Source organism: Ralstonia sp. 24A2 (genome assembly GCF_051783885.1).
In the GTDB taxonomy this organism is placed as follows: domain Bacteria; phylum Pseudomonadota; class Gammaproteobacteria; order Burkholderiales; family Burkholderiaceae; genus Ralstonia.
In genome coordinates this window covers 788,672-808,441 of record NZ_JBPVZD010000002.1, presented here as the reverse complement: position 1 = coordinate 808,441, position 19,770 = coordinate 788,672, and the positions used below count along the sequence as shown (strand labels likewise).

Below are 19,770 nucleotides of genomic sequence, written 5' to 3'. Positions count from 1 at the left end.
TTTTTGTATCTCAAAGAGCAATTGCATTCGTATACGTTTGTATGCGTTTGTACTATATTGGTTTGCAAGCGAGCTTGAGAGTGGGTCCTGTCATGCAAACCGTATCCGTACGCATCCCTGAAGACGACCTGGCGTGGTTGTCGAATCTTCAACTGGCCGGCGCCTCCAGCCCGAGCGACAAGATCCGCGCGTTGCTGTCCGAGGCCAAGCGGCGCGCCGGCGGAGAGAACGATTTTGCGAGCTGCGTCGCGCTGCTGCGCGAGCAGGTCCGCCCACTGCAAGACGCCGTCCAGATCCACGAACACACCTCGCACAGCCATTCCGAGATCGTGTCGCTGCTGGCCGCGCAGTTGCCGGAACTCATGGCGACCCTGATCACGTCAGCCCCGGAGGGCAAGCGGATGGCCGAGACGGCGGTAGAACTCGAAGCACGGCTGACCGCCAAGGCCATGCGCATCCTGCTGGGCCTGCTGCGCCTTGCCGTCACCCAGCGCCCACCGGTCTATCAGAGCACGGTACTCAATCCCTACGTGGCTGAAGTTCAGGAGCTGGCGCAGATCATTCAGCCTGCGCGCGAGCCCTCCTGAGCGAAGGTCCGCCATTTTCTACGCATTGCCACATCGCCCCGCCCCGCTGTTCTTGCCTGGAAAGGAGCCAAGCACCATGACAACCGATCGCCTGGGAACCCGCGTCAAGCGGCTGCTGAGCGCCAACGTGCACGCACTTGTCAGCTCGCTGGAAAGCCGCGCCCCACAAGCGGTGGCCGAGCAATACCTGCGCGAATTCGACGAGGTCATCGCACAGGCCCGCAACGAACTGGGCAAGCATGAGGCCGCGCGCTACCAAGCCGGCAAGGCCATCACGCGCATCAACAACGAAATCGAGCGGCTGACCGAATTGACCGCCACCGCGCTGGCCAAGGGCGACGATGCCGCTGCCCGCGCCGGCGCAGAACGGCAGATCGACCTGGAAGACCAGTTCGGCGCGCTGTACCAGACACTGCAGGAATCCAATGAGCGTGCCCAGACCGCCGAGTCTGACCTGCTCGGCCTGCGTGCCAAGCGTGCCGAAATGGAGGCCGCGCTCAACGAGATGATTGCGGCCCGTGCGGCGGTGCAAGGCATGTCGCAGACGGAATCGGCCGCGGGCTCCACGGTTGGCACCCGCGCCGAACAACTGGAGAGCGGCTTCAACCGCACCATGGCCGGCGCGACCGGTGCGCTGGGGCTTGGCACCGGCAAATCCTCTGCCGATCCGCTCCTGCTCAAGCGGCTGGAAGCCATTCACAAGGCCGAGCGCGTAAGCGAGCGGCTTGCCCGCCTGAAGAATGCTCGCACCGGCTCGGCCGATACCGCCGCCCCGTCGTCACTGGATCAATTTGGAGCCATCGACAGCCATGGGTGATCTGCTGCTGCCCGGCAATGCGCCCTTCGTCGTTGCCATCGGGTTGATGGTGGTAATCGGCGCGCTGGAGAGCCTCTCGTTGCTGCTCGGGATGAGCCTGACCGAGCACGCCGGCAATCTGCTGGTCACGCATTTCGGTCTGGACCACGGTGACACAGGCGCCGAACCGGGCGCGGTCGGCCAGTTCCTCGGCTGGTTGCATGTCGGCCGCATTCCGTTGCTGATGGTGCTGATCCTGTTCCTGCTCGGCTTTGCGGTGGTAGGGCTGTCGCTGCAGCAGGTGCTGCGCGCCCTCACTGGTTGGATGGCGCCGCCGGGCTTTGCAGCCATCCTGGCAGCTGCCGGCGCGTTGCCGTTCGTGCGCCAGATGGGCGGACTGATCTGCCGCTACCTGCCGCAGAACGAAACGACGGCGGTGTCAGAAGAGGCGTTCGTCGGCCGCACCGCGCAGATCGTCACCGGCACCGCATCGGAAGGGGTACCCGCCGAGGCCAAGCTCGTCGACGAATTCGGCCAGCCGCACTACGTGCGCGTTGAACCTGACGAGCCCGAGCAGTCGTTTGCACGCGGGACCACCGTCTTGCTGGTATCGCGCGTATCGGGCTCGCACTACCGTGTCATCGCCAACCCGCATCCTGATCTGCTGTAACCCGCATCACCTCGCCTCGATGGCGAAGCAAGCCTGAGACGTGCCGCTGTTCCTTTCTTCAAGGGAGTCAAAAAATCAATATGGACGCCATCATCTACTGGGGAGCCCTGGGGCTCGCCGTCATCATCGCGTTGAGTGTCATCGGCCTGATCTTTGCGCGGCTCTATGTGCGTGCCTCTGCCGAGCGCGCATTCGTGCGCACGGGCCTCGGCGGGCAGAAGGTCATCATGAGCGGCGGCGCCATCGTGCTGCCGGTGTTTCATGAAGTGATTCCGATCAACATGAACACGCTCAAGCTCGAAGTCAGCCGCGCCTCGCGTGACAGCCTGATCACCAAGGACCGCATGCGCGTTGACGTCGTGGTGGCGTTCTTCGTGCGCGTCAAGCCGACGGCGGAAGGCGTTTCAACGGCAGCGCAAACGCTCGGCCAGCGCACGCTCTCGCCCGAGAACCTGCGCGCGCTCGTGGACGACAAGTTTGTCGACGCGCTGCGCTCGACCGCTGCGCAGATGACCATGCAAGACCTGCAGGACGCGCGCGAAAAGTTCGTGCAGGGGGTGCAGAACACCGTGTCCGAAGATCTGACGAAGAACGGCCTGGAGCTGGAGAGCGTCTCGCTCACCAACTTCAACCAGACGTCGAAGGAGTTCTTCGACCCGAACAACGCATTCGACGCCGAAGGCTTGACCAAGCTCACGCAAGAAACCGAACGCCGCCGCCGCGAGCGCAACGAGGTCGAGCAGGATACGGAAGTCTCCGTGCGCGAGAAGAACCGCGATGCGCTGTCGAAGAAGCTCGAAATCGAGCAGCAGGAAGCGTTCATGAAGCTGGAGCAGGAGCAGCAGGTGAAGACGCGTGCCGCCGAGCAAGGCGCGCGGATTGCCGTGTTCGAAGCCCAGCGCCATCAGGAAGCCGAGCAAAGCCGCATTGCGGCGGAGCGCCAGGTGCAGGAGTCCGAGATCCAGCGCGAACAGGCTGTGCGCACACGCAAGGTTGAAGCCGAACGCGAAGTGCGCGTGAAGGAGATCGAGCAGACCAAGGTCACGCAAATGGCCGCCATCGAGCAGGCCAAGGTGACGGAGATCGCGCAACAGGACAAGGCGATCGTCATTGCGGAAAAGTCGGAAGCGCAATCGCAGGCACAGGCACGCGCCAACGAATCGCTGGCCGAGGCTGTCAAGGCCGAGCAGTTGGTCGAGACCACGCGCCGCACCGCAGAAGCCGACCGCTCCAAGCAGGTGGCGCTGATCGAAGCCGCGCAGGAAGCCGAAACGAAAGCAGTGCACATCACGACGCAAGCGCGCGCCGAGAAGGAAGCCGCACAGTTGCAGGCAACCGCCATCGTGGAACTGGCCGAAGCGGCCCGCAAGAAAGGCCTGGCTGAAGCCGAAGCCCAACGCGCACTGAACGACGCCATCAACGCGCTGTCGTCGGATCAGACCAGCCTGAAGTTCAAGCTCGCCTTGCTGCAGGCGCTGCCGGCGGTGATCCAGCAGACCGTTGAACCGATGAAGGCAATCGACGGCATCAAGATCATTCAGGTGGACGGGCTCAACCGTACCGGTGGCAGCGGCGCCGAGGGTGCCGGCCCCGCACATACGGGCAGCAACCTGGCCGAGCAGGCGATGTCTGCCGCGCTGTCGTATCGCGCCCACGCGCCGCTGATCGACTCGCTGCTCAATGAGATCGGGTTGAACGGCGGTTCGCTGCAAGGGCTGGTGCCGGGCGTCGCTGGCCAGGAAAAGGCGGCGACAGCCGATGCGGCAAAGATCGGGGTTTCGCCGCAACCGCATGCGGCACACAAGGTCGATGGCGCGCCCGTCCGTAATGGGCAGGACACCAGCAATCCGTCGGCCTGAACCGGCGTCAAAAGCACCCAGGAAGAACGCGCCTTCGGGCGCGTTTTTTTACGCCGATGCTGCACGTCATCCATCGCCCTCTCGCAGTAATTTCCCGCAACACAAACCTCAAACTCCCCATCCGCATCCAGCGCCACAATCCAGGCATCGATCCCGCCAGATTGCCGATCGCCCATGCAGCCCATGCTCCGCACCACCGTCCTCCCCCTAGCCTGCGCCGCCGCCCTTGTTGCGGCGCTGCCGCCACCAGCCGTTGCCCAGACAACCTCCGCGCCGGCCGACGACAACGAAGCCCTGCACAACATCCAGAGCAACTTCGCCCACATGACGCCACCGCCACGCTCGGTGGAGTCGATCAACAAAGACCTGCAGCAAGCCAAGGCGGCACCGGTCAACCGCCAGGGCGGTGGGCGCGGCGGCAAGGGCCGGATGCGTCAGCAACAACGGCAACAGCAGGACAACGCCAGCCCCGACGCCAAACCGCAAGCCGCGCAAGACATGCCCGCACCGTCAGCCAATCCGCAGCCTTCTGCCACACCGGCAACAACCCCGTAAGAAGACGGGTCGCATGACAGGCCATTCCTCTTTACGATGGCACCTCATGCACGCGCGGGCGTGCGCTGATGTGCCGGATGGGAGAAACGGGTGAGCCTGGCCGTACTGTGTGTGCTGGTGATCGTGGCAGCGGTGTGCGCAAAGCGCGCCCGGCGCCGGGCTGCGCGCACGCTGGCAGCCGTTGCCGTGGTGCTGGTCGTGGCGATCGGCTGCGGGCCGGTGCCTGCGTGGCTGCTCGACTCGCTGGAAAAGCCGTTCGAGAACGAGCCGCAGATCACCTGGGGCACGCGCAACGCCATCGTGCTGCTGGGCGCGGGCACCTTCCGCATTGGCAAGACGGTGGAGCCGGGCGTCTTCTCGTACGCACGCATCGTCGAGGCCGTGCAGCTGTACCAGACCTGCAAGAAGGCCAGCGGTGGCGGCACGGGTGACTGCAAGATCCTCGTGAGCGGCGGCGACGCACGCCACCATGGCGAGGCGGAAGCAGCGGTCTACCGCCGCGAAATCGTCGCGCTTGGCGTCAACGGCGGCGACGTGCTCATGGAGCCCAAGAGCATGAACACGTGGCAGAACGCGCAGTTCTCGCACGCGGCACTGGCCGACTACGCCCCAGACCGGACACTGCTGGTGTCCTCCGCCATCCACCTGCGACGCAGCCTGCTGTATTTCGCGCACTTCGGCATGACGCCGATTCCTGTGCGCGCCGACGATCTGCAGGCCACCGCATCGCCGCTGCCGATGGCGTACAACTTTGCGCTGACGGACTATGCGCTGCACGAGTGGATCGGCATCGCGCGCTATCACGTGTACAACGCGCTCGGCTGGAATCCGGAACGCGTCCAACCGGGCCAAGCCTGATCCCACTGCACCATTCGTGCATTTGAAGCACGGCTCTAGTGCTTCTGGTTAGGCAGCAAAATTCCGGCGCCGACCTATACTTTGTGCATCGCAACATCCGGGCTTTGCAATGCGCCACCTTGGTCGTATTGACGCTCACCTTCTCATCACCATTGGCAAGCTTGCTTGCCACCACCCGCCCACCGGGCGCGGCCATCCCTGACGGGAATCGCTGACGATTCCTGCGCCAGCAACGGGCATTTGCTTCGGCAAAACGCCCGCCCCGCCAGCCAACACCTCAGAAGCAAACCAACAAGCAAGGGGAACCCTCATGCCTCAAGTCACGGCAAGCAAGCTGCCGGTCAAACTGCTCGCGGTCGTCTTCGGCGCCCTCGCGGCGCTGGTGATCGCGCGGACTTTCCTGCTGAACTGGCAGATCATTCCGCCCGGCTACACGGGCATCAAGATCAACCGGCTGGTCGATCGCGGTATCTCGCGTGAGAACGTGGTCACCGGCTTCGTGTTCTACAACCCGGTGCAGACGGTCATCATCCAGTACCCCACCTTCGTGCAACGCGTGGTCTGGACGCAGGACGTGAACGAAGGCCGGCCGATGAACGAAGAGCTGACCTTCAACACCAAGGACGCCGTCCCCGTGAACGTGGACGTCGCCGTCTCGTACCAGCTCGACCGCGACAAGGTGCCGGCGTTCTACACCAACTTCCGCGCAGACCACATCGAGACCTTCACGCACGGCTACCTGCGCGACACCGCACGCAACGTGATCGTCGCCATCGGCTCGGAATACAGCTTTGACGACGTGAACGGCGCGAAGAAGGAGGAGTTTGTCGCGCGGCTGACCAACGAGCTCGACACGCGCCTTACGCCGCTGGGCGTGTCGATCAAGCAGTTCGGCATCGTCGGTTCATTGCGCCCGCCGCGCGCATTGCTTGACGCGGTGAGCGCCAAGACCAAGGCCATCCAGGACGCGATCCGCACCGAGAACGAAGTGCGCTCCGCCCAGGCCGAGGCCAAGAAGAAGGTGGCGATTGCCGAAGGTGAAGCCGCGGCCAACCACGCGCTGGCCTCATCGCTGGATGACCGCCTGCTGGCGTGGGAACGCCTGAAGCTGGAACGCGCCGCCATCGAGAAGTGGAACGGCGTGACGCCGAGTGTGATGGCGGGCGGCAATAGTGGCGGCATGCTGTTCAATATCCCGGCGACGGGACAGAGCCACTAACGCTCAAGCCAACGCACCAAAGAAAAACGCGCCCGAAGGCGCGTTTTTCGTATCAGCTCAACCGACGATCAGCTTGCGAAACCCGGAGCGGCCTCACGCACGGCGTGCTCAGCGCCTGCTGCGGGAATCGGCGCTTCCACGTGCAGGCTGGTCGCCTCATCCACGCCCAGGTGCACGTTCATGCACTGCACCGCCGCGCCGGCTGCGCCCTTGCCCAGGTTGTCCAGGCGGGCGGTGACGACCATGCGCTCGTCCGAGCCGAACACGAACAGGTCAGCACGATTGGTATCGTTCGCGCCCTGCACGTCGAAGAAGCCGTTGTCGAGCGTGGCCACATTGTCGGCCGGGGCCACGCGGATGAACTGCTCGCCCTGGTAGTAATCGGCCAGCACCTTGGCGACATCCGCCGGGCTCGCCTTGCGGGCCAGATGCTGCGGGTGCAGGCCGATCGTCACAGCCAGGCCCTTGAGGAAGTTGCCGACCACCGGCGTGAAGATCGGCGGGAGCGACAGCTTGCTCTGCACGCGCATCTCCGGCAGGTGCTTGTGCGCCAGCGCCAGCGCGTACGGGCGCGGGCTGTCGAGCTTCGGGTTATTGGCGGCAAGGTAGTCAGCAATCATCTGCTTACCGCCGCCGCTGTAACCGGTGAGCGAGAACGCGGTGACCGGATAGTCGGCCGGGACGATGCCCGCTTCCACCAGTGGGCGCATCAGCAGCACGAAGGCGCTGGCGTGGCAGCCCGGCACGGCGATGCGCTTGGTATTACGCAGGCGCTCGCGTTGGCCCTTGTTCAACTCGGGCAGGCCGTAGACCCAGCTATCGTCCGTGCGGAACGCAGTGCTGGCGTCGATGATGCAGGTGTTCGGGTTGTTGACCAGCGAGACGGCCTCGCGCGAAGCGACGTCCGGCAGGCAGAGGAATGCGACATCTGCGGCATTCAGGAATTTGGCGCGCTCGGCCGAATCCTTGCGCTTGTCTTCGGCGATGCGCAGCAACTCGATATCGTCGCGTTGCGACAGATAGTCGAGCAGGCGAAGGCCGGTGGTGCCTTCCTGACCGTCGACGAAAACCTTGAATGCCATGGCGATCTCGCTTGAAAACTGTGAGTTGAAACCACGCGCTAGCCCCTGCCGGCGCGTGAGTTTTGCATTGTAGCGGCTGACGCAGAAATTTCTGCGGCAGCGCAATAAAGTGCTTACCAGTGCACCTTGGTGTCGTAGTCGACCGTCAGCGGGGCGTGATCGCTGAACTTGATGTCTTTGAAAATCGACGTGCGGCGCGCCGTGGCGGCAATGCCCGGCGTGGCGATCTGGTAATCGATCCGCCACCCGACGTTCTTCGCGTACGCCTGGCCGCGGTTGCTCCACCACGTGTACTGCTCGGGGCGCGGGTCCAGCGTGCGGAACACGTCCACATAGCCGACCTCATCGAACAGCTTGGTTAGCCACGCGCGCTCTTCGGGCAGGCAGCCGGAGTTCTTCTGGTTGCCCTTCCAGTTCTTGATGTCGATTTCCTTGTGGACGATGTTGACGTCGCCGCACAGCACGACCTCGCGGCCTTTTTCGTGGCGCAAGTCCTTGAGGTGATCCATGAACAAGTCCATGAAACGGAACTTGGCCTGCTGGCGCTCTTCGCCGCTGGAGCCCGATGGCACGTAGACCGAGATGATCGACAGCTTGCCGTAGCGCGCCTCGACGTAGCGGCCTTCGGCGTCGAACTCGCCGTTATCAAAGCCGATGATGACTTCGTCCGGCTTGTGGCGCGTGTACAGGCCCGCGCCGCTGTAGCCCTTCTTCACTGCGTGCTGGAATACACCGTGGTAACCGTGCGGCGCCAGGAATTCGGGCGTCATGTCGTCTTGCGCGCATTTCAGTTCCTGCACGCAGACGAAATCGGCGTCCTGCTTGCCCATCCAATCGAAAAAGCCTTTGCTGGAGGCGGAGCGAACGCCGTTGAGGTTGGCGGAAATGATGCGTAACATGGCGGGACTTTTTTGCAGACCAGAGAAAAAAGATGAGCCAAAACAGCGAGTTGCGCCAATCCTTCATCCGCTTTGCGGTGGAAGCCGGCGTGCTGTCGTTCGGGGAATTCGTGACCAAGGCGGGGCGGACATCGCCCTACTTCTTCAACGCCGGCAAGTTCAGTGACGGCGCGCTGCTGGGCCAAGTCGCGCAATTCTATGCGAAAACCCTGTTGGACTCGGGCGTCGAGTTCGACATGCTGTTCGGGCCGGCGTACAAGGGCATCACGCTGGCATCGGCCACGGCCGTGGCGCTGGCGGGCATGGGGCGTGATGTGGGTTTTGCGTACAACCGCAAGGAAGCCAAGGACCATGGCGAAGGTGGCAGCTTGGTCGGCGCGAAGCTGCAGGGTCGCGTGGTGATCGTTGATGACGTGATTTCTGCTGGCACGTCGGTGCGCGAGTCGGTGGAGCTGATTCGTGCGGCGGGTGCCACGCCGGCTGCGGTGCTGATCCTGATGGATCGAATGGAGCGCAGCGGCAACGCTGTAGATATCGGCGAACGCTCGGCTGTGCAGGATGTGCAGGCTCAGTATGGGATGCCGGTTGTGTCGATTGCCAACCTGGATGACCTGCTTGGGTATTTGGATGGGGCCGGCGACCCGGCGCTGGCGGGCTATCGGGATAAGGCTGCGGCCTATCGCGATAAGTACGGCGTGAGCGCGATCTGACTCTGCGTGCGTTGCGATAAAAAACCCGGTGAAGGATCTCACCGGGTTTTTTCTTTCCAACCAGCTATTCGATCTTCAACCCCGCAACCTCGGGATTCCCCGCCGGATACTTCGGCTTCATCGCCTCCAGTGTCTGCAGCAGAATCTCCGCCACCATCAGGTTCCGGTGGGTCTTGGAATTGGCGGGAATCACGTACCACGGCGCATGGGGCGTGGCGGTGGCATTGATGGCGTCTTCATACGCGCTCTGGTAATCGTCCCAGAGTTCGCGCTCCGAAATATCGGACGGATCGAACTTCCAGTGCTTGTCGGGGTTATCGACGCGCCCCTGCAACCGTGCCCGCTGCTCGTCTTTCGAGATGTGCAGGAAGCATTTGATGATCGTCGTACCGGTGTCGGTCAGCATCTGCTCGAACGCGTTGATGTGGTCGTAGCGGCGCTTGCACTCGGCAGCGTTGATCATGCCGTGCACGCGCGTGATGAGCACGTCCTCGTAATGGCTGCGGTTGAAGATGACGATCTCACCGCTCCCGGGCGTTTGCGCGTGCACACGCCAAAGATAATCGTGCGCCAGCTCCTGCGGCGTCGGCGCCTTGAAGCCGACCACGCGCAGGCCGAGTGGATCCATCTCGCGGAACACACTGCGCACGGTGCCGTCCTTGCCGGAGGTGTCCATGCCCTGCAGGATCACCAGCACCTTGCGGCGGTGCTCGGCGTAGAGAACGTCCTGCAGCGTGTCGAGCCGGGGCCCAATCTCGGCGAGCCGCTCCAAGTCGCCAGCCTTGCTGCCGGTGGAAAACGGCTTGACGGCGGCATCCGACTTGGCAATCTTGAACTTACTGCTGCCGTCGTACCGCCAGTCGTCGATCAGGGTCTTGCCGTTCGATGCCATGGAGTCTCCTTATTGTTCTCGTGGATGCGTGTGTACGCCGCTCAATGCGCGGCGGTGAGCTTCAGTGCGTCCAAATCCAGCGTGCCTTCAAAGACAGTCGTGGCGGGGCCCGTCATCATCACCGGCTGTTCGACACCGGCCCAGGCGATGGTCAGATCACCGCCATGCGTGGCCACCTTCACAGGCGAATCGAGCAAGCCGCGCCGAATGCCAGCCACCACGGCCGCGCACGCACCGGTGCCGCAAGCCAGCGTCTCGCCCGCACCGCGCTCGTACACGCGCAGGCGCACGGAATGGCGATCGACGATCTGCATGAAGCCCGCATTCACGCGGCGCGGGAACACGCCATGCGATTCGATCAGCGGACCGTCTTCCAGCACCGGGAAGGCCTCGGTGTCGTCCACCACCTGCACGGCGTGCGGGTTGCCCATCGACACGGTCGACAGCCACTCGGTGCGCCCGTTGATCTGCAATGCGTGCTGCGTATCGTCACCCTCGATGCGCGTGGGCAGGCCTTCGGGCAGGAACGGCAGGCGCGCAGCCTCGAACACGGGCGCACCCATGTCGACGGTTACCTGGCCGTCGTCCTGCATCGTCAACGTAGCAATGCCGTTCATGACTTCCACGCGCACGGTGCGCTTGTCGGTCAAACCGCGGTCGGTGACGAACTTGACGAAGCAGCGCGCACCGTTGCCGCAATGCTCCACTTCGCCGCCGTCGTGGTTGAAGATGCGATAGCGGAAATCGACATCCGGGCGCGTCGAGCGCTCGACCAGCAGGAGCTGGTCCGCCCCCACGCCAAAGTGGCGATCAGCAATGGCGGCCCATTGCTCGGGGGTGAAGTCGATCGGGGTCTGGATGCCGTCGAGCACGACAAAGTCGTTGCCCGCGCCGTGCATCTTGGTGAAGTGCAGTTTCACGGTGGTAGGTCGCCCAAGGTGACATGGGCGGCAATGAGCGTTCGGAAAACGCCCATTCTAAAGCGAGCCGGCGCCGCTCGCCTCAGGCGTCAATAGATGCCGGGCATGCCCTCGGGGCGATGCTTGAAGCGCTTGTGCACCCAGTAGTACTCGGTGATGCGTGGGCGGATCGCGTCTTCAAAGAAGGCGTTCATGCGGCGCGTGTCGGCGGTCAGATCGCCGGTGGGGTAGTTCTCCCAGGCGGGCAGGATGCGCAGCGCGTAGCCTTCGTAGTTCGGCAGGATCTCGGTGTACATCGGGATGACCTTGGCACCGGTCATCGACGCCATGCGCGGGATGGCGTTGAGCGTGAGCGCGGGCACACCAAAGAACGGCACGAACTCCGAGTCGCGCTCGCCGAAATCCATGTCGGAGATCAGCTGCAGCGCCTCGCCGCGCTTGATGGTGCGCATGATCTGCCGGATGTTCTCGTTGCGCGACACCATGGTCGCGCCAAAGCGGCTGCGCAGCGCCTTGATGGCGTCATCGAGTGCTGGGTTCGCCATGCGGGTGTAGAGCGAGCAGCCCGCGTTACCGGTGTTCGTGCGCAGATACTCGGTCAGCGCCAGCGCGCCAATCTCCACACCCGACAGATGCAGCGTGACGAGAATGTGCGGTTGGCCGTGCAGCGCCGGCAGGTTGGCTTGGTCGTCGATCTTGACCACGCGCATCAGGCGCTTTTCCGATGCGAACCAGGCGAACGCGCGCTCGGCAAAGCTGCGGAACACCTTGCGGAAGACCTCGTGCGCCATGGCTTCACGCTCGGCGTCGGACTTCTCGGGAAAGCACGCCTTGAGGTTGGCCAGCACCACGCGGCGGCGGCCATTGGGAATGCGATACAGCAGCCCGCCCAGCCCCTCGCCAAAACGGGCGACGAAACTGTACGGGAAGAAGGACAACAGCCACAGAAAGCCGAGTCCGAGTTTGGCAGAGAAGCGTTCCATAAGTGCGGCAGCAATACAGGCAGCGTTAAGCGGCGGGCGGAGCGTCCGCGCCCTTCGGATGCTTGTAGCGGTTATAGCCCCAGAGATATTGCGTCGGTGCCACGGCAATCAACTGTTCAATCGCGGCATTGATGCGGGTGGCGGCTTGCGTCGCGTCTTCGGGCAGGTCCCCAATCTCATGCACGTGCAAGCGATAGCCTGCGCCGCGCGGCAGGCGCTCGGCAAACAATGCGACGACGGGCGCACCCGTCAGTCGGTGCAGGCGGTGCACCAGCGTCATCGTATAGGCGGGCTTGCCGAAGAACGGTGCCCACACTCCTTCACCGCCGGTGGGCGTCTGGTCGGGCAGGATGCCGACGGCCTCGCCGCGCTTGAGTGCGCGCACCAGCATGCGCACGCCGCGCGGGTCGGCCGGCGCCATGGACATGTTCGGTCCCGCGCGCATGGTCTCGATCCACCCGCGCAGGCTTGCCTTGCGCGGCGGCTTGAACAACGAGGTGACGGGATGCTCACGCGCGTAGGCCTGCGGCAGCACTTCAAAGCAGCCCAGATGCGGCGTCAGGAAGATCAGGCCGCGTCCATCCGCAAGCGCACGCTCGATGATCGTCCGGCAAACGTCGAACAGGTGCGGGGCGACATCCGCCCCGTTCTTGCGCACCCAGAAGTACGGCATCTCGAAGACCATGCGGCCGGCGGAGCGGCCCGCCTCCTTGAGCATGGCGGGCGTGGCATCGGGATACGCGTGGCGGAAGTTGGCGATGAGCCGGTCGTGATAGCGGCCGGGCACCTTGGCCGCCAGCGCTCCCAGCCAGCCGCCCAACGCCTGCAGCGCGGATAGGGGCAAGCGTGAAAACAGCCAGAACAGGAAGGTCATGCGTGCGGTCGCAGCAATGTGTTGGTCGCAGTCGACAGGGGAGCAGGGTCTTGGCAGGCCGTGCTGCGGCCCGAAAAAGTGCCGCGTATAATAGCGCGATTCGCCGAGTTAACTGACAACTTGCGGGGCGAATCCTTGTCGGGTCACAAACCTGGGCAAGGTTACTAAATACCGCTAAAGCGTCGCCGGCCGTGGCTCAAACGGATGGCGCGTAATAGCAAGTTCGCCATTCTGGAGCTTACAACCGTGTCAAACGACTTCCTCTTCACCTCGGAATCCGTTTCCGAGGGCCATCCCGACAAGGTCGCCGACCAGATTTCCGACGCCATCCTGGATGCCATCCTGGCCCAGGACAAATATGCGCGCGTCGCTGCTGAAACGCTGTGCAACACCGGTCTGGTAGTGCTGGCGGGTGAAATCACCACGTCGGCCAACGTCGACTACATCCACGTTGCACGCGAGACCATCAAGCGCATCGGTTACGACAACACCGACTACGGCATCGACTACAAGGGTTGTGCCGTGCTCGTCGCTTACGACAAGCAATCGCCGGACATCGCTCAGGGCGTCGACCGCGCATCGGACGACTACCTGAACCAGGGCGCTGGCGACCAGGGCCTGATGTTCGGCTACGCGTGCGATGAAACGCCCGAGCTGATGCCCTTCCCGATCTACTACGCACACCGCCTGGTCGAGCGCCAGTCGCAACTGCGCCGTGATGGCCGCCTGCCCTGGCTGCGTCCGGACGCCAAGTCGCAGGTGACGGTGCGCTATGTGGACGGCAAGCCGCACAGCGTGGACACCGTGGTGCTGTCGACCCAGCACGCGCCGGAGATGTCGCAAGAGGCCATCCGCGAAGCCGTGATCGAAGAGATCATCAAGCCGGTGCTGCCCTCGCACATGCTGGCCGACACCAAGTATCTGGTGAACCCGACCGGCCGCTTCGTCATCGGCGGCCCGCAAGGCGACTGCGGCCTGACCGGCCGCAAGATCATCGTCGATACGTACGGCGGTGCTGCCCCGCACGGCGGCGGCGCGTTCTCGGGCAAAGACCCGTCGAAGGTCGACCGCTCGGCTGCGTACGCGGCGCGCTATGTGGCCAAGAACGTGGTGGCTGCCGGTCTGGCACGCCAATGCCAGGTGCAGGTGAGCTACGCGATTGGCGTGGCGCGTCCGATCAACATCACCGTGTACACGGAAGGCACGGGCGTGATTCCGGATGAGCAGATTGCCAAGCTCGTGCACGAGCACTTCGACCTGCGTCCGAAGGGCATCGTGCAGATGCTGGACCTGCTGCGCCCGGTCTACGAGAAGACGGCCGCCTACGGCCACTTCGGCCGCGAAGAGCCGGAGTTCAGCTGGGAAGCCACCGACAAGGCCCTGCTGCTGCGCGAAGCCGCCGGCCTGAAGGGCGAGCCGGCCAAGGCGTTTGCCTGAGCCTGCGTTGCTGCAAAAACGAAACCGCCCCTCGGGGCGGTTTTTTATTGCGCATGCAACGACGCTACGCTTACGGGATTTTGCTGAGAATGCCGTTCATCTCATCGGCGGAAAACGCCCGCAGCGTCTGGGAACGGACATTGCCAGCCGAAGCCAGTGCCAGCCCGAACGCCGTCATGGCGGCGTCGTCCGGTCCTTCGCAAATCACCACGAGATCGTACTGGCCCAGCGTCCAGTAGGTTTCCCTCATATCGATGCCGGCCGACTTGGCCAGCTCACGGGCCGCGGCGGCCCGCTTGGTGGTGTCCTTGATGGTGCGGATGCCCTGGTCGGTGAAATTGAGCAGGGCGAGATATGTGGGCATGACGTGCCTCCTGATCGGCGGGAGTCCGGGGGATCGCGTGCCGCCGAAACGCGCGGAAGGAAATACCCTGCAATGAACGCGCCATGTGACACAACGCCGCCCATCGCGGGCACCTGCCTCCAATCACCACCCGATCACACAGGCGCGCACAAGCAAAACGGTTTCGGACGCGATACATCGGCGTGCCCGAAACGGAGCATCCCCGAGGGACATCAGATGCAGGCTTCCCCTGTTCCCCTGCCATTGGCGCTACGCGTGGCAGCGCGCCCTCAGGGCCACGGCAATCTGCCGCTTCAGGTCATCCAGTGCTTGATGGAACGCCAGTTGGATCTCAGCTTCTCCGGTTGTCCAGTTGAGGCTGTTGTCTACGCCACGGTAGATCTTCGACCAGCCCGGCTCACCGTTGACACCGGGCTCCTGCACACGCACAACGAGATGGGCCGTCTTCAGCGTGCTCAGACCGTAGACATACGCCTTGAGCACCGTCACACGCACGTGCCTGGCAGCGGCACCCTCGGTAGCAGACGCGGGGCCTGACACCCCCTTCAGGCCATCGGCCAGCCAGCGCATGAAACCTTCGTCGATCACGTGCGTTGGACCAAGGCGCCCCAGATCGGCCGCATCACGCCGATCATCCACACCGTCGATGACAAACGGACAAGCCTGCGCGATCGGCTCCGGCGCCGTACCCGGTATGCGCAAGCCCGGCGCGGGCACACCGGCCACGCGCTCTGCAGCGCAGCCGGCGATCAGCGCCGTCAGTATCAGTACGGCAGCGCAAAGAACCGCCGCCCCACGGCGACCCGAACTCACTGGGCAGCCTTGTCCGCAGCCGGCGCAGCAGGTGCGGTTGATACGGCAGGTGCAGCCACTTGCGCCGATGCCACGGCAGTGCCCGCTTGGCGTGCGGCATCGAAGCTCGCCACCACCACATTGAGGTCGGCATTGAACTGCAAGGACCCATTGGGATAGCGCAGCAGCGAGCCCGTGTCCCCCTTCGAGATCTGGCTCACAAGAACGCCGTTGTCACCCTTGACCTGGGTGGCGTTTGCGTTTGCGTTGGCCTCGTACTTGCGCTGCAGGTTGTCGGCCATCAGGCGGCCCATCTGTGCAATGCCGTCGTTGAGCGCGGCGCGCAGCAAACGGCCGTTGTCTTGATTCCAGGCTGCGACGTTCTGCGCCGCATCCTTGCCCGGCGTCGCGAGCTTCGCGTTGTAGGTGATGTTGGCCCGGTACACCGAATTCCTCGGAGCAACCGCCAATTCATTGTTGGCCGACTTTGCCTCGACCGTCTGTGGCTGCTTGGCTGCAACGCGGGCCTTGGCGCTACGCGGGAACAGCAGGCTGCGCGTCGACAGCACCAGGGTGGAGAAGTCCGGCGACAGGTGATAGTCGACGTTCACGAACATCACGGAGCCGGATTGCGAGGCCATGAACGACTCGTTGTAGGCCTTGTCGGTCACGTCCTTGGTCAGCTCGACGTGCTCGACCTGCATGTCGGGCACCCCCTGGAGCGCAACCGATACCGTCTCACGCATCTGCTGATTGACGTTCACCTCTGCCAGTTGGTCCTTGAGCGGGCGTACGGTTTCTTCGGCAGTCTTCGCGAGCGAAGCATTGATGCCCGCATCCACGGCACCCAGCGCACCACCGCAGGCGGCGGCCAGCAGGATACCGATGCCAGGAATCGCGCCGCAGGTGGCGGCGGCAACCTGCCCGCTGTTCGACGGCACGAAGGCCGCATACAGCTCCGGCTGCTTGATACCGACCCGGACGTCGACCGGCTGCATGGCGGTCAGCGTCTCGCGCTCCACCGGCTGCATGAGCGACATGGGCGCACACCCGGCGAGCACGGCAAGACCCGTGAACATGGCGACAAGACGCACATTCTTCAAAACGAAGGCGCCACTCGCAAATTTGCTGTTGTTGTTTTGCATACCCTGATTCTTCTTATGTGAGGTCGACTCGAATATGTCGGCGCGGGCGGTCTGCAACCCCACGCATCCGCCCGGCAAACGTTGCCCCCCCTGGGGCCCAGGGATGCTATCAAAGGCACCCTGCACCCCACGCCCCTTTGAAGAGGGGTGTTGCAGCCGCACAATTGAGCAATCGAGCAATTGCGGTCAGGCACGCATGATGGCGCCCGGTTACCGTATCGCCACCCAGGAGCCACACCATTGACCACCGCCACCGACCGCTACCTCACCCGCATGCGCGTCGTGCTCGCACACATCGACGTGCATCTCGAGGACGCGCTGGACGTGGACCAACTGGCCAACGTGGCAGCGTTCTCGAAGTACCACTTCCACCGCCAGTTCACGCTGCTGTTCGGCATGAACGTCGGGCGCTATGTGCAGTTGCTGCGCCTCAAGCGTGCCGCGCACCGGCTCGCCTATCGCGACGCGGCGCGCATCACCGACATCGCGCTGGCATGCGGATACGAGGCGCCGGAAGCCTTTGCGCGCGCGTTCCGCAAGCAGACAGGGCAATCGCCGTCGGATTTTCGGGCGGCGCCGCAATGGGGCACCTGGGCCACCGATCTACAGGCGCTACGAGCCCTCAGGAGCGAACACATGCCCGCACAACCGCAATCCCATTTCGTCGAGATCGTTGAACGCGAAGACGTGCCCGTCGCCGCCATCGAGCACCACGGCAGCCCGGCACGCCTGGGCGAGACCATTCGCACGTTCATCGCCTGGCGCCGCGAGCACCGGCTGCACCCGTCCGTCTCGGCCACCTACAACATCGTCTACAACAGCCCCGACGACGTGCCGCCCGAAGACTTCCGCATGGACATCTGCGCTGCCACGCCGGCACCGGTCGCACCCAACACCGCCGGCGTCATCGCCAAAACACTCGCGGGTGGCCGCTACGCCGTGCTGCGCCACGCGGGCTCGGATGACACGCTTGGGCAGACCGTCGCCTACCTCTACGCGGAGTGGCTGCCTGCCAGCGGCGAAGAACCGCGCGACGCGCCGTTGCTGTTCCAGCGCGAGCGCTTCTACCCCGACGTGCCCGAACACGAAGCTGTGACGGACGTACTGCTGCCGCTCAAGTGAGCGGTTGTTCAGCTTAGGTGTCCAGGTGGATCTGGATGCCGGTGGCCGTGTAGATTGCCGTGGCCTTGAAGCCGTCCACGGTCACCGTCGAGAACTGACGGTTGCTGCCGGCGCCATCGACCACGGCGATGGTGTCGCCCACCTTGGGCGCGTAGCCGCTCACGAACGACACGTGCAGCGTGCCGCCGGCAATCGTGGTGGGCCCAGCCACGCTCAGCTTGCCCTGGCCGTTCGGGCCGATGGCCAGGTTGAGCGTGGTGCCTTGCAATTGCGTGAACCGGCCTGCGATGGCAACGGCCGCCGGCGCGTTGACGGCCAGCGTGCCGGCGCCCAGATACACATCCCCCGTGCCGAACGCCGTGGCCGAGTCCGCCTCCAGCACGCCGCCCGCGACCTGCGTGCCGCCGGTGTAGGTGTTGGCGCCGGCCAGGCGCAGCGTGCCGGTGCCCTGCAGCGTCAGCTTGCCCGCGCCGGAGATGGCATTGCGCCACGTATCCGCCGCGTTGAAGCCGCCCTGCGTCGCATCCATCGACACGATCACGTTGCCGTTGAACACGCCATAGCCGTCAGCCGCGGCAAACAGGTTCAGACGGCCCCAGCCTTCCGCATCGTCCAGCACGGGGTAGCCCGAGGCCAGCTCCGTGGTCTTGAGCACCACGCGGCGCTGGTCAGCACTCAGGTACGGGAAGCGCGTTTCCAGCAGCACCTCGGCACCCTTGGGCACCACCGGCGCCAGCGTCGTCGCGCCAATCTGCGTGAAGCCAAACGTCATGCGGCGCGTGAAGTTGGTCTGGTTGGTGGCGTAGTCGGCAAAGCGATCCGTCGCCAGCGTGCCGGACTGTGCAAGCGCGGGGAACGTGGTGGCGGTCGTGCCCGTCTGTGCCATCAGCGCGGTATGCGCCTGCGCGAAGGCGGCGGCCTTGAGCGTGGCGTTGGCCGGATCGTTGAGGTTGGCGGCCACCGCGGCAATGCCGAGCATGCGACCGGACATCACATCCAGCGGTGAATGCATGCCCGCCAGGATGCGGTTCTCGCCCAGCTCCGTGCCGCGCGCCAGCATCTGCTGAAAGCGCTCGGGCACCAGATAGGCCATCGCCACGGCATCGCGCGCGGCTTCGGCCGAGTGGCCGCTGATGAAGCCGCCGTCAGTGCCGGGCGTCGCGCTTTCTGCCGGCACCAGTGCGGGCACGACGACCACGCTGCTGCTCCAGCGATAGGGGCGCGCGTACTTGTAGAAGCGCTTGGCCGGTTCGGTAGACGCGTTGTTGCCCACCGTGTTGATGAGATCGACCACCTTGCCGAAGCTGGTGTTGCCGCCCGACGTGCCGACGCCCGTGTTGTTGCCGCTGTCGTTGTAAAGCACAGTGGCCGCATCGGCCGGCACGGTGGTGATGGAGGTGGTCTGCTGCGCGAGCGTGCGCCACGCGGTGGTGAGCGGCCCCATGCCGTCGGTCACGCTGTAGCCCTTGCTGCGGCGGTCATCAAAGTACGCCGCATCGGCCTGGGCCTGGGTGCGGTTGGTGGTGGCGTCGACCACGTAGGAAACGTTTGCGTTCAACACCGGCAGATTGAGCTGCGTGCCTCCGGCCGTGCCGTCGTTGGGCAGGCCCGTCCACGTGGAGGCCACCACCGCCGGGAAGGACCCATTGGCCGGCGCGGACGCACCCGCATCGACGATCTCCGTGAGCGGCTGCCACAAGTCCAGAAAGCGCGTGAACAGGCGCACACCGGCATTGGTGCCCAACGTGGCGTAGCGTGCGTCACCGCGCTGGTTGGTGGCGATGTTGTCCACAAAGGCCGGTACACCGCTGGGTGCGGCTGCGGTATCGACAAAGCCCGGATCCGCCGGCGGCGCGGGAACAGCCTGCGTGGTGGCGACGGGCGTGCTGGTGGTGTCGTCACCGCCACCGCAGGCGGTCAGGGCAAGCGCGCCAAACAGCGCGACCAGACTGACATTCAGACGCGGGCGGGAAAAAACGGAGCGGGCAGACATGGGCATGGTGCGG

Annotated in this window: 20 protein-coding genes; 10 read left to right on the top strand and 10 right to left on the bottom strand. The window is 64.4% G+C overall.

The genetic code is table 11. From position 1 onward, the window contains the following. The first annotated feature begins 92 nt into the window (after positions 1-92). From ACS13N_RS08590 to ACS13N_RS08560, 7 genes are all read left to right on the top strand, one after another. Positions 93-587: a hypothetical protein gene (locus ACS13N_RS08590; RefSeq protein WP_438931264.1), complete on the top strand. Its 495-nt coding sequence runs from the start codon at positions 93-95 to the stop codon at positions 585-587. Positions 588-663: 76 nt separating this feature from the next. After that, a complete protein-coding gene (locus ACS13N_RS08585) occupies positions 664-1,404 on the top strand; it encodes a PspA/IM30 family protein (protein WP_438931263.1) in 741 nt (246 codons plus the stop codon). After that, a complete protein-coding gene (locus ACS13N_RS08580; RefSeq protein ID WP_438931262.1) occupies positions 1,397-2,053 on the top strand; it encodes an OB-fold-containig protein in 657 nt (218 codons plus the stop codon). The genes ACS13N_RS08585 and ACS13N_RS08580 overlap by 8 nt, the downstream gene beginning before the upstream one ends. Positions 2,054-2,133: 80 nt before the next feature. Further along, entirely contained in the window at positions 2,134-3,912 is a 1,779-nt protein-coding gene (locus ACS13N_RS08575; RefSeq protein WP_438931261.1) for a flotillin family protein, read from the top strand. A 174-nt stretch (positions 3,913-4,086) separates the two neighbouring features. Next, positions 4,087-4,467, top strand: a complete 381-nt coding sequence (locus ACS13N_RS08570; protein ID WP_438931260.1) for a signal peptidase — start codon at positions 4,087-4,089, stop codon at positions 4,465-4,467. Positions 4,468-4,557: 90 nt separating this feature from the next. Beyond that, a complete protein-coding gene (locus ACS13N_RS08565) occupies positions 4,558-5,325 on the top strand; it encodes a YdcF family protein (RefSeq protein WP_438931259.1) in 768 nt (255 codons plus the stop codon). 310 nt (positions 5,326-5,635) lie between these two features. Next, entirely contained in the window at positions 5,636-6,544 is a 909-nt protein-coding gene (locus tag ACS13N_RS08560) for a prohibitin family protein (RefSeq protein ID WP_438931258.1), read from the top strand. A gap of 68 nt (positions 6,545-6,612) precedes the next feature. Here ACS13N_RS08560 and argC read toward each other — a convergent pair whose 3' ends face one another. Next, on the bottom strand, positions 6,613-7,626 hold the full coding sequence (gene argC / locus ACS13N_RS08555; protein ID WP_438931257.1) for an N-acetyl-gamma-glutamyl-phosphate reductase: 1,014 nt from the start codon (positions 7,624-7,626) through the stop codon (positions 6,613-6,615). A gap of 113 nt (positions 7,627-7,739) precedes the next feature. Then, positions 7,740-8,525 carry an exodeoxyribonuclease III gene (locus ACS13N_RS08550; protein WP_438931256.1) on the bottom strand — a complete coding sequence of 262 codons (786 nt, stop codon included), beginning with the start codon at positions 8,523-8,525 and terminating at the stop codon, positions 7,740-7,742. A gap of 32 nt (positions 8,526-8,557) precedes the next feature. Between ACS13N_RS08550 and pyrE the strand changes: the two genes are divergently transcribed. Continuing rightward, positions 8,558-9,235: an orotate phosphoribosyltransferase gene (gene pyrE, locus ACS13N_RS08545; RefSeq protein ID WP_438931255.1), complete on the top strand. Its 678-nt coding sequence runs from the start codon at positions 8,558-8,560 to the stop codon at positions 9,233-9,235. A gap of 64 nt (positions 9,236-9,299) precedes the next feature. Here the strand turns inward: pyrE and ACS13N_RS08540 are convergent, their stop codons facing one another. The 4 genes from ACS13N_RS08540 to ACS13N_RS08525 form a co-directional block, all read right to left on the bottom strand. Beyond that, entirely contained in the window at positions 9,300-10,127 is an 828-nt protein-coding gene (locus ACS13N_RS08540; protein WP_438931254.1) for a polyphosphate kinase 2 family protein, read from the bottom strand. A gap of 41 nt (positions 10,128-10,168) precedes the next feature. After that, positions 10,169-11,047, bottom strand: a complete 879-nt coding sequence (dapF, locus tag ACS13N_RS08535; protein ID WP_438931253.1) for a diaminopimelate epimerase — start codon at positions 11,045-11,047, stop codon at positions 10,169-10,171. Positions 11,048-11,136: 89 nt separating this feature from the next. Continuing rightward, a complete protein-coding gene (locus tag ACS13N_RS08530) occupies positions 11,137-12,030 on the bottom strand; it encodes a lipid A biosynthesis lauroyl acyltransferase (RefSeq protein WP_438931252.1) in 894 nt (297 codons plus the stop codon). A 25-nt stretch (positions 12,031-12,055) separates the two neighbouring features. After that, on the bottom strand, positions 12,056-12,904 hold the full coding sequence (locus ACS13N_RS08525; protein ID WP_438931251.1) for a lysophospholipid acyltransferase family protein: 849 nt from the start codon (positions 12,902-12,904) through the stop codon (positions 12,056-12,058). Positions 12,905-13,150: 246 nt separating this feature from the next. Here ACS13N_RS08525 and metK point away from each other — a divergent pair, with 246 nt between their 5' ends. Beyond that, entirely contained in the window at positions 13,151-14,341 is a 1,191-nt protein-coding gene (gene metK / locus ACS13N_RS08520) for a methionine adenosyltransferase (RefSeq protein WP_438931250.1), read from the top strand. Between the two features lie 70 nt (positions 14,342-14,411). On the opposite strand, the gene ACS13N_RS08515 is transcribed toward metK, so the two are convergent. From ACS13N_RS08515 to ACS13N_RS08505, 3 genes are all read right to left on the bottom strand, one after another. Then, positions 14,412-14,705, bottom strand: coding sequence for a GYD domain-containing protein (locus ACS13N_RS08515; protein ID WP_438931249.1), 294 nt, complete (start codon positions 14,703-14,705; stop codon positions 14,412-14,414). A 249-nt stretch (positions 14,706-14,954) separates the two neighbouring features. After that, positions 14,955-15,518 carry a hypothetical protein gene (locus tag ACS13N_RS08510; RefSeq protein ID WP_438931248.1) on the bottom strand — a complete coding sequence of 188 codons (564 nt, stop codon included), beginning with the start codon at positions 15,516-15,518 and terminating at the stop codon, positions 14,955-14,957. Further along, positions 15,515-16,642: a hypothetical protein gene (locus ACS13N_RS08505; protein WP_438931247.1), complete on the bottom strand. Its 1,128-nt coding sequence runs from the start codon at positions 16,640-16,642 to the stop codon at positions 15,515-15,517. Before ACS13N_RS08505 ends, ACS13N_RS08510 begins: the two co-directional genes overlap by 4 nt. 240 nt (positions 16,643-16,882) lie before the next feature. Here ACS13N_RS08505 and ACS13N_RS08500 point away from each other — a divergent pair, with 240 nt between their 5' ends. Next, positions 16,883-17,764: an AraC family transcriptional regulator gene (locus ACS13N_RS08500; protein WP_438931246.1), complete on the top strand. Its 882-nt coding sequence runs from the start codon at positions 16,883-16,885 to the stop codon at positions 17,762-17,764. Positions 17,765-17,777: 13 nt separating this feature from the next. Here the strand turns inward: ACS13N_RS08500 and ACS13N_RS08495 are convergent, their stop codons facing one another. After that, entirely contained in the window at positions 17,778-19,757 is a 1,980-nt protein-coding gene (locus ACS13N_RS08495) for a phosphatase PAP2 family protein (protein ID WP_438931245.1), read from the bottom strand. Positions 19,758-19,770: the final 13 nt, after the last annotated feature.

Coding starts and splice junctions, on each gene's coding strand:
- ACS13N_RS08590 (WP_438931264.1), top strand. CDS start 93: ATGCAAACCGTATCCGTACGCATCCCTGAAGACGACCTGGCGTGGTTG.
- ACS13N_RS08515 (WP_438931249.1), bottom strand. CDS start 14,705: ATGCCCACATATCTCGCCCTGCTCAATTTCACCGACCAGGGCATCCGC.
- ACS13N_RS08505 (WP_438931247.1), bottom strand. CDS start 16,642: ATGCAAAACAACAACAGCAAATTTGCGAGTGGCGCCTTCGTTTTGAAG.
- ACS13N_RS08560 (WP_438931258.1), top strand. CDS start 5,636: ATGCCTCAAGTCACGGCAAGCAAGCTGCCGGTCAAACTGCTCGCGGTC.
- ACS13N_RS08585 (WP_438931263.1), top strand. CDS start 664: ATGACAACCGATCGCCTGGGAACCCGCGTCAAGCGGCTGCTGAGCGCC.
- ACS13N_RS08570 (WP_438931260.1), top strand. CDS start 4,087: ATGCAGCCCATGCTCCGCACCACCGTCCTCCCCCTAGCCTGCGCCGCC.
- argC (WP_438931257.1), bottom strand. CDS start 7,626: ATGGCATTCAAGGTTTTCGTCGACGGTCAGGAAGGCACCACCGGCCTT.
- ACS13N_RS08540 (WP_438931254.1), bottom strand. CDS start 10,127: ATGGCATCGAACGGCAAGACCCTGATCGACGACTGGCGGTACGACGGC.
- ACS13N_RS08550 (WP_438931256.1), bottom strand. CDS start 8,525: ATGTTACGCATCATTTCCGCCAACCTCAACGGCGTTCGCTCCGCCTCC.
- ACS13N_RS08530 (WP_438931252.1), bottom strand. CDS start 12,030: ATGGAACGCTTCTCTGCCAAACTCGGACTCGGCTTTCTGTGGCTGTTG.
- ACS13N_RS08580 (WP_438931262.1), top strand. CDS start 1,397: ATGGGTGATCTGCTGCTGCCCGGCAATGCGCCCTTCGTCGTTGCCATC.
- ACS13N_RS08525 (WP_438931251.1), bottom strand. CDS start 12,904: ATGACCTTCCTGTTCTGGCTGTTTTCACGCTTGCCCCTATCCGCGCTG.
- pyrE (WP_438931255.1), top strand. CDS start 8,558: ATGAGCCAAAACAGCGAGTTGCGCCAATCCTTCATCCGCTTTGCGGTG.
- ACS13N_RS08575 (WP_438931261.1), top strand. CDS start 2,134: ATGGACGCCATCATCTACTGGGGAGCCCTGGGGCTCGCCGTCATCATC.
- ACS13N_RS08495 (WP_438931245.1), bottom strand. CDS start 19,757: ATGTCTGCCCGCTCCGTTTTTTCCCGCCCGCGTCTGAATGTCAGTCTG.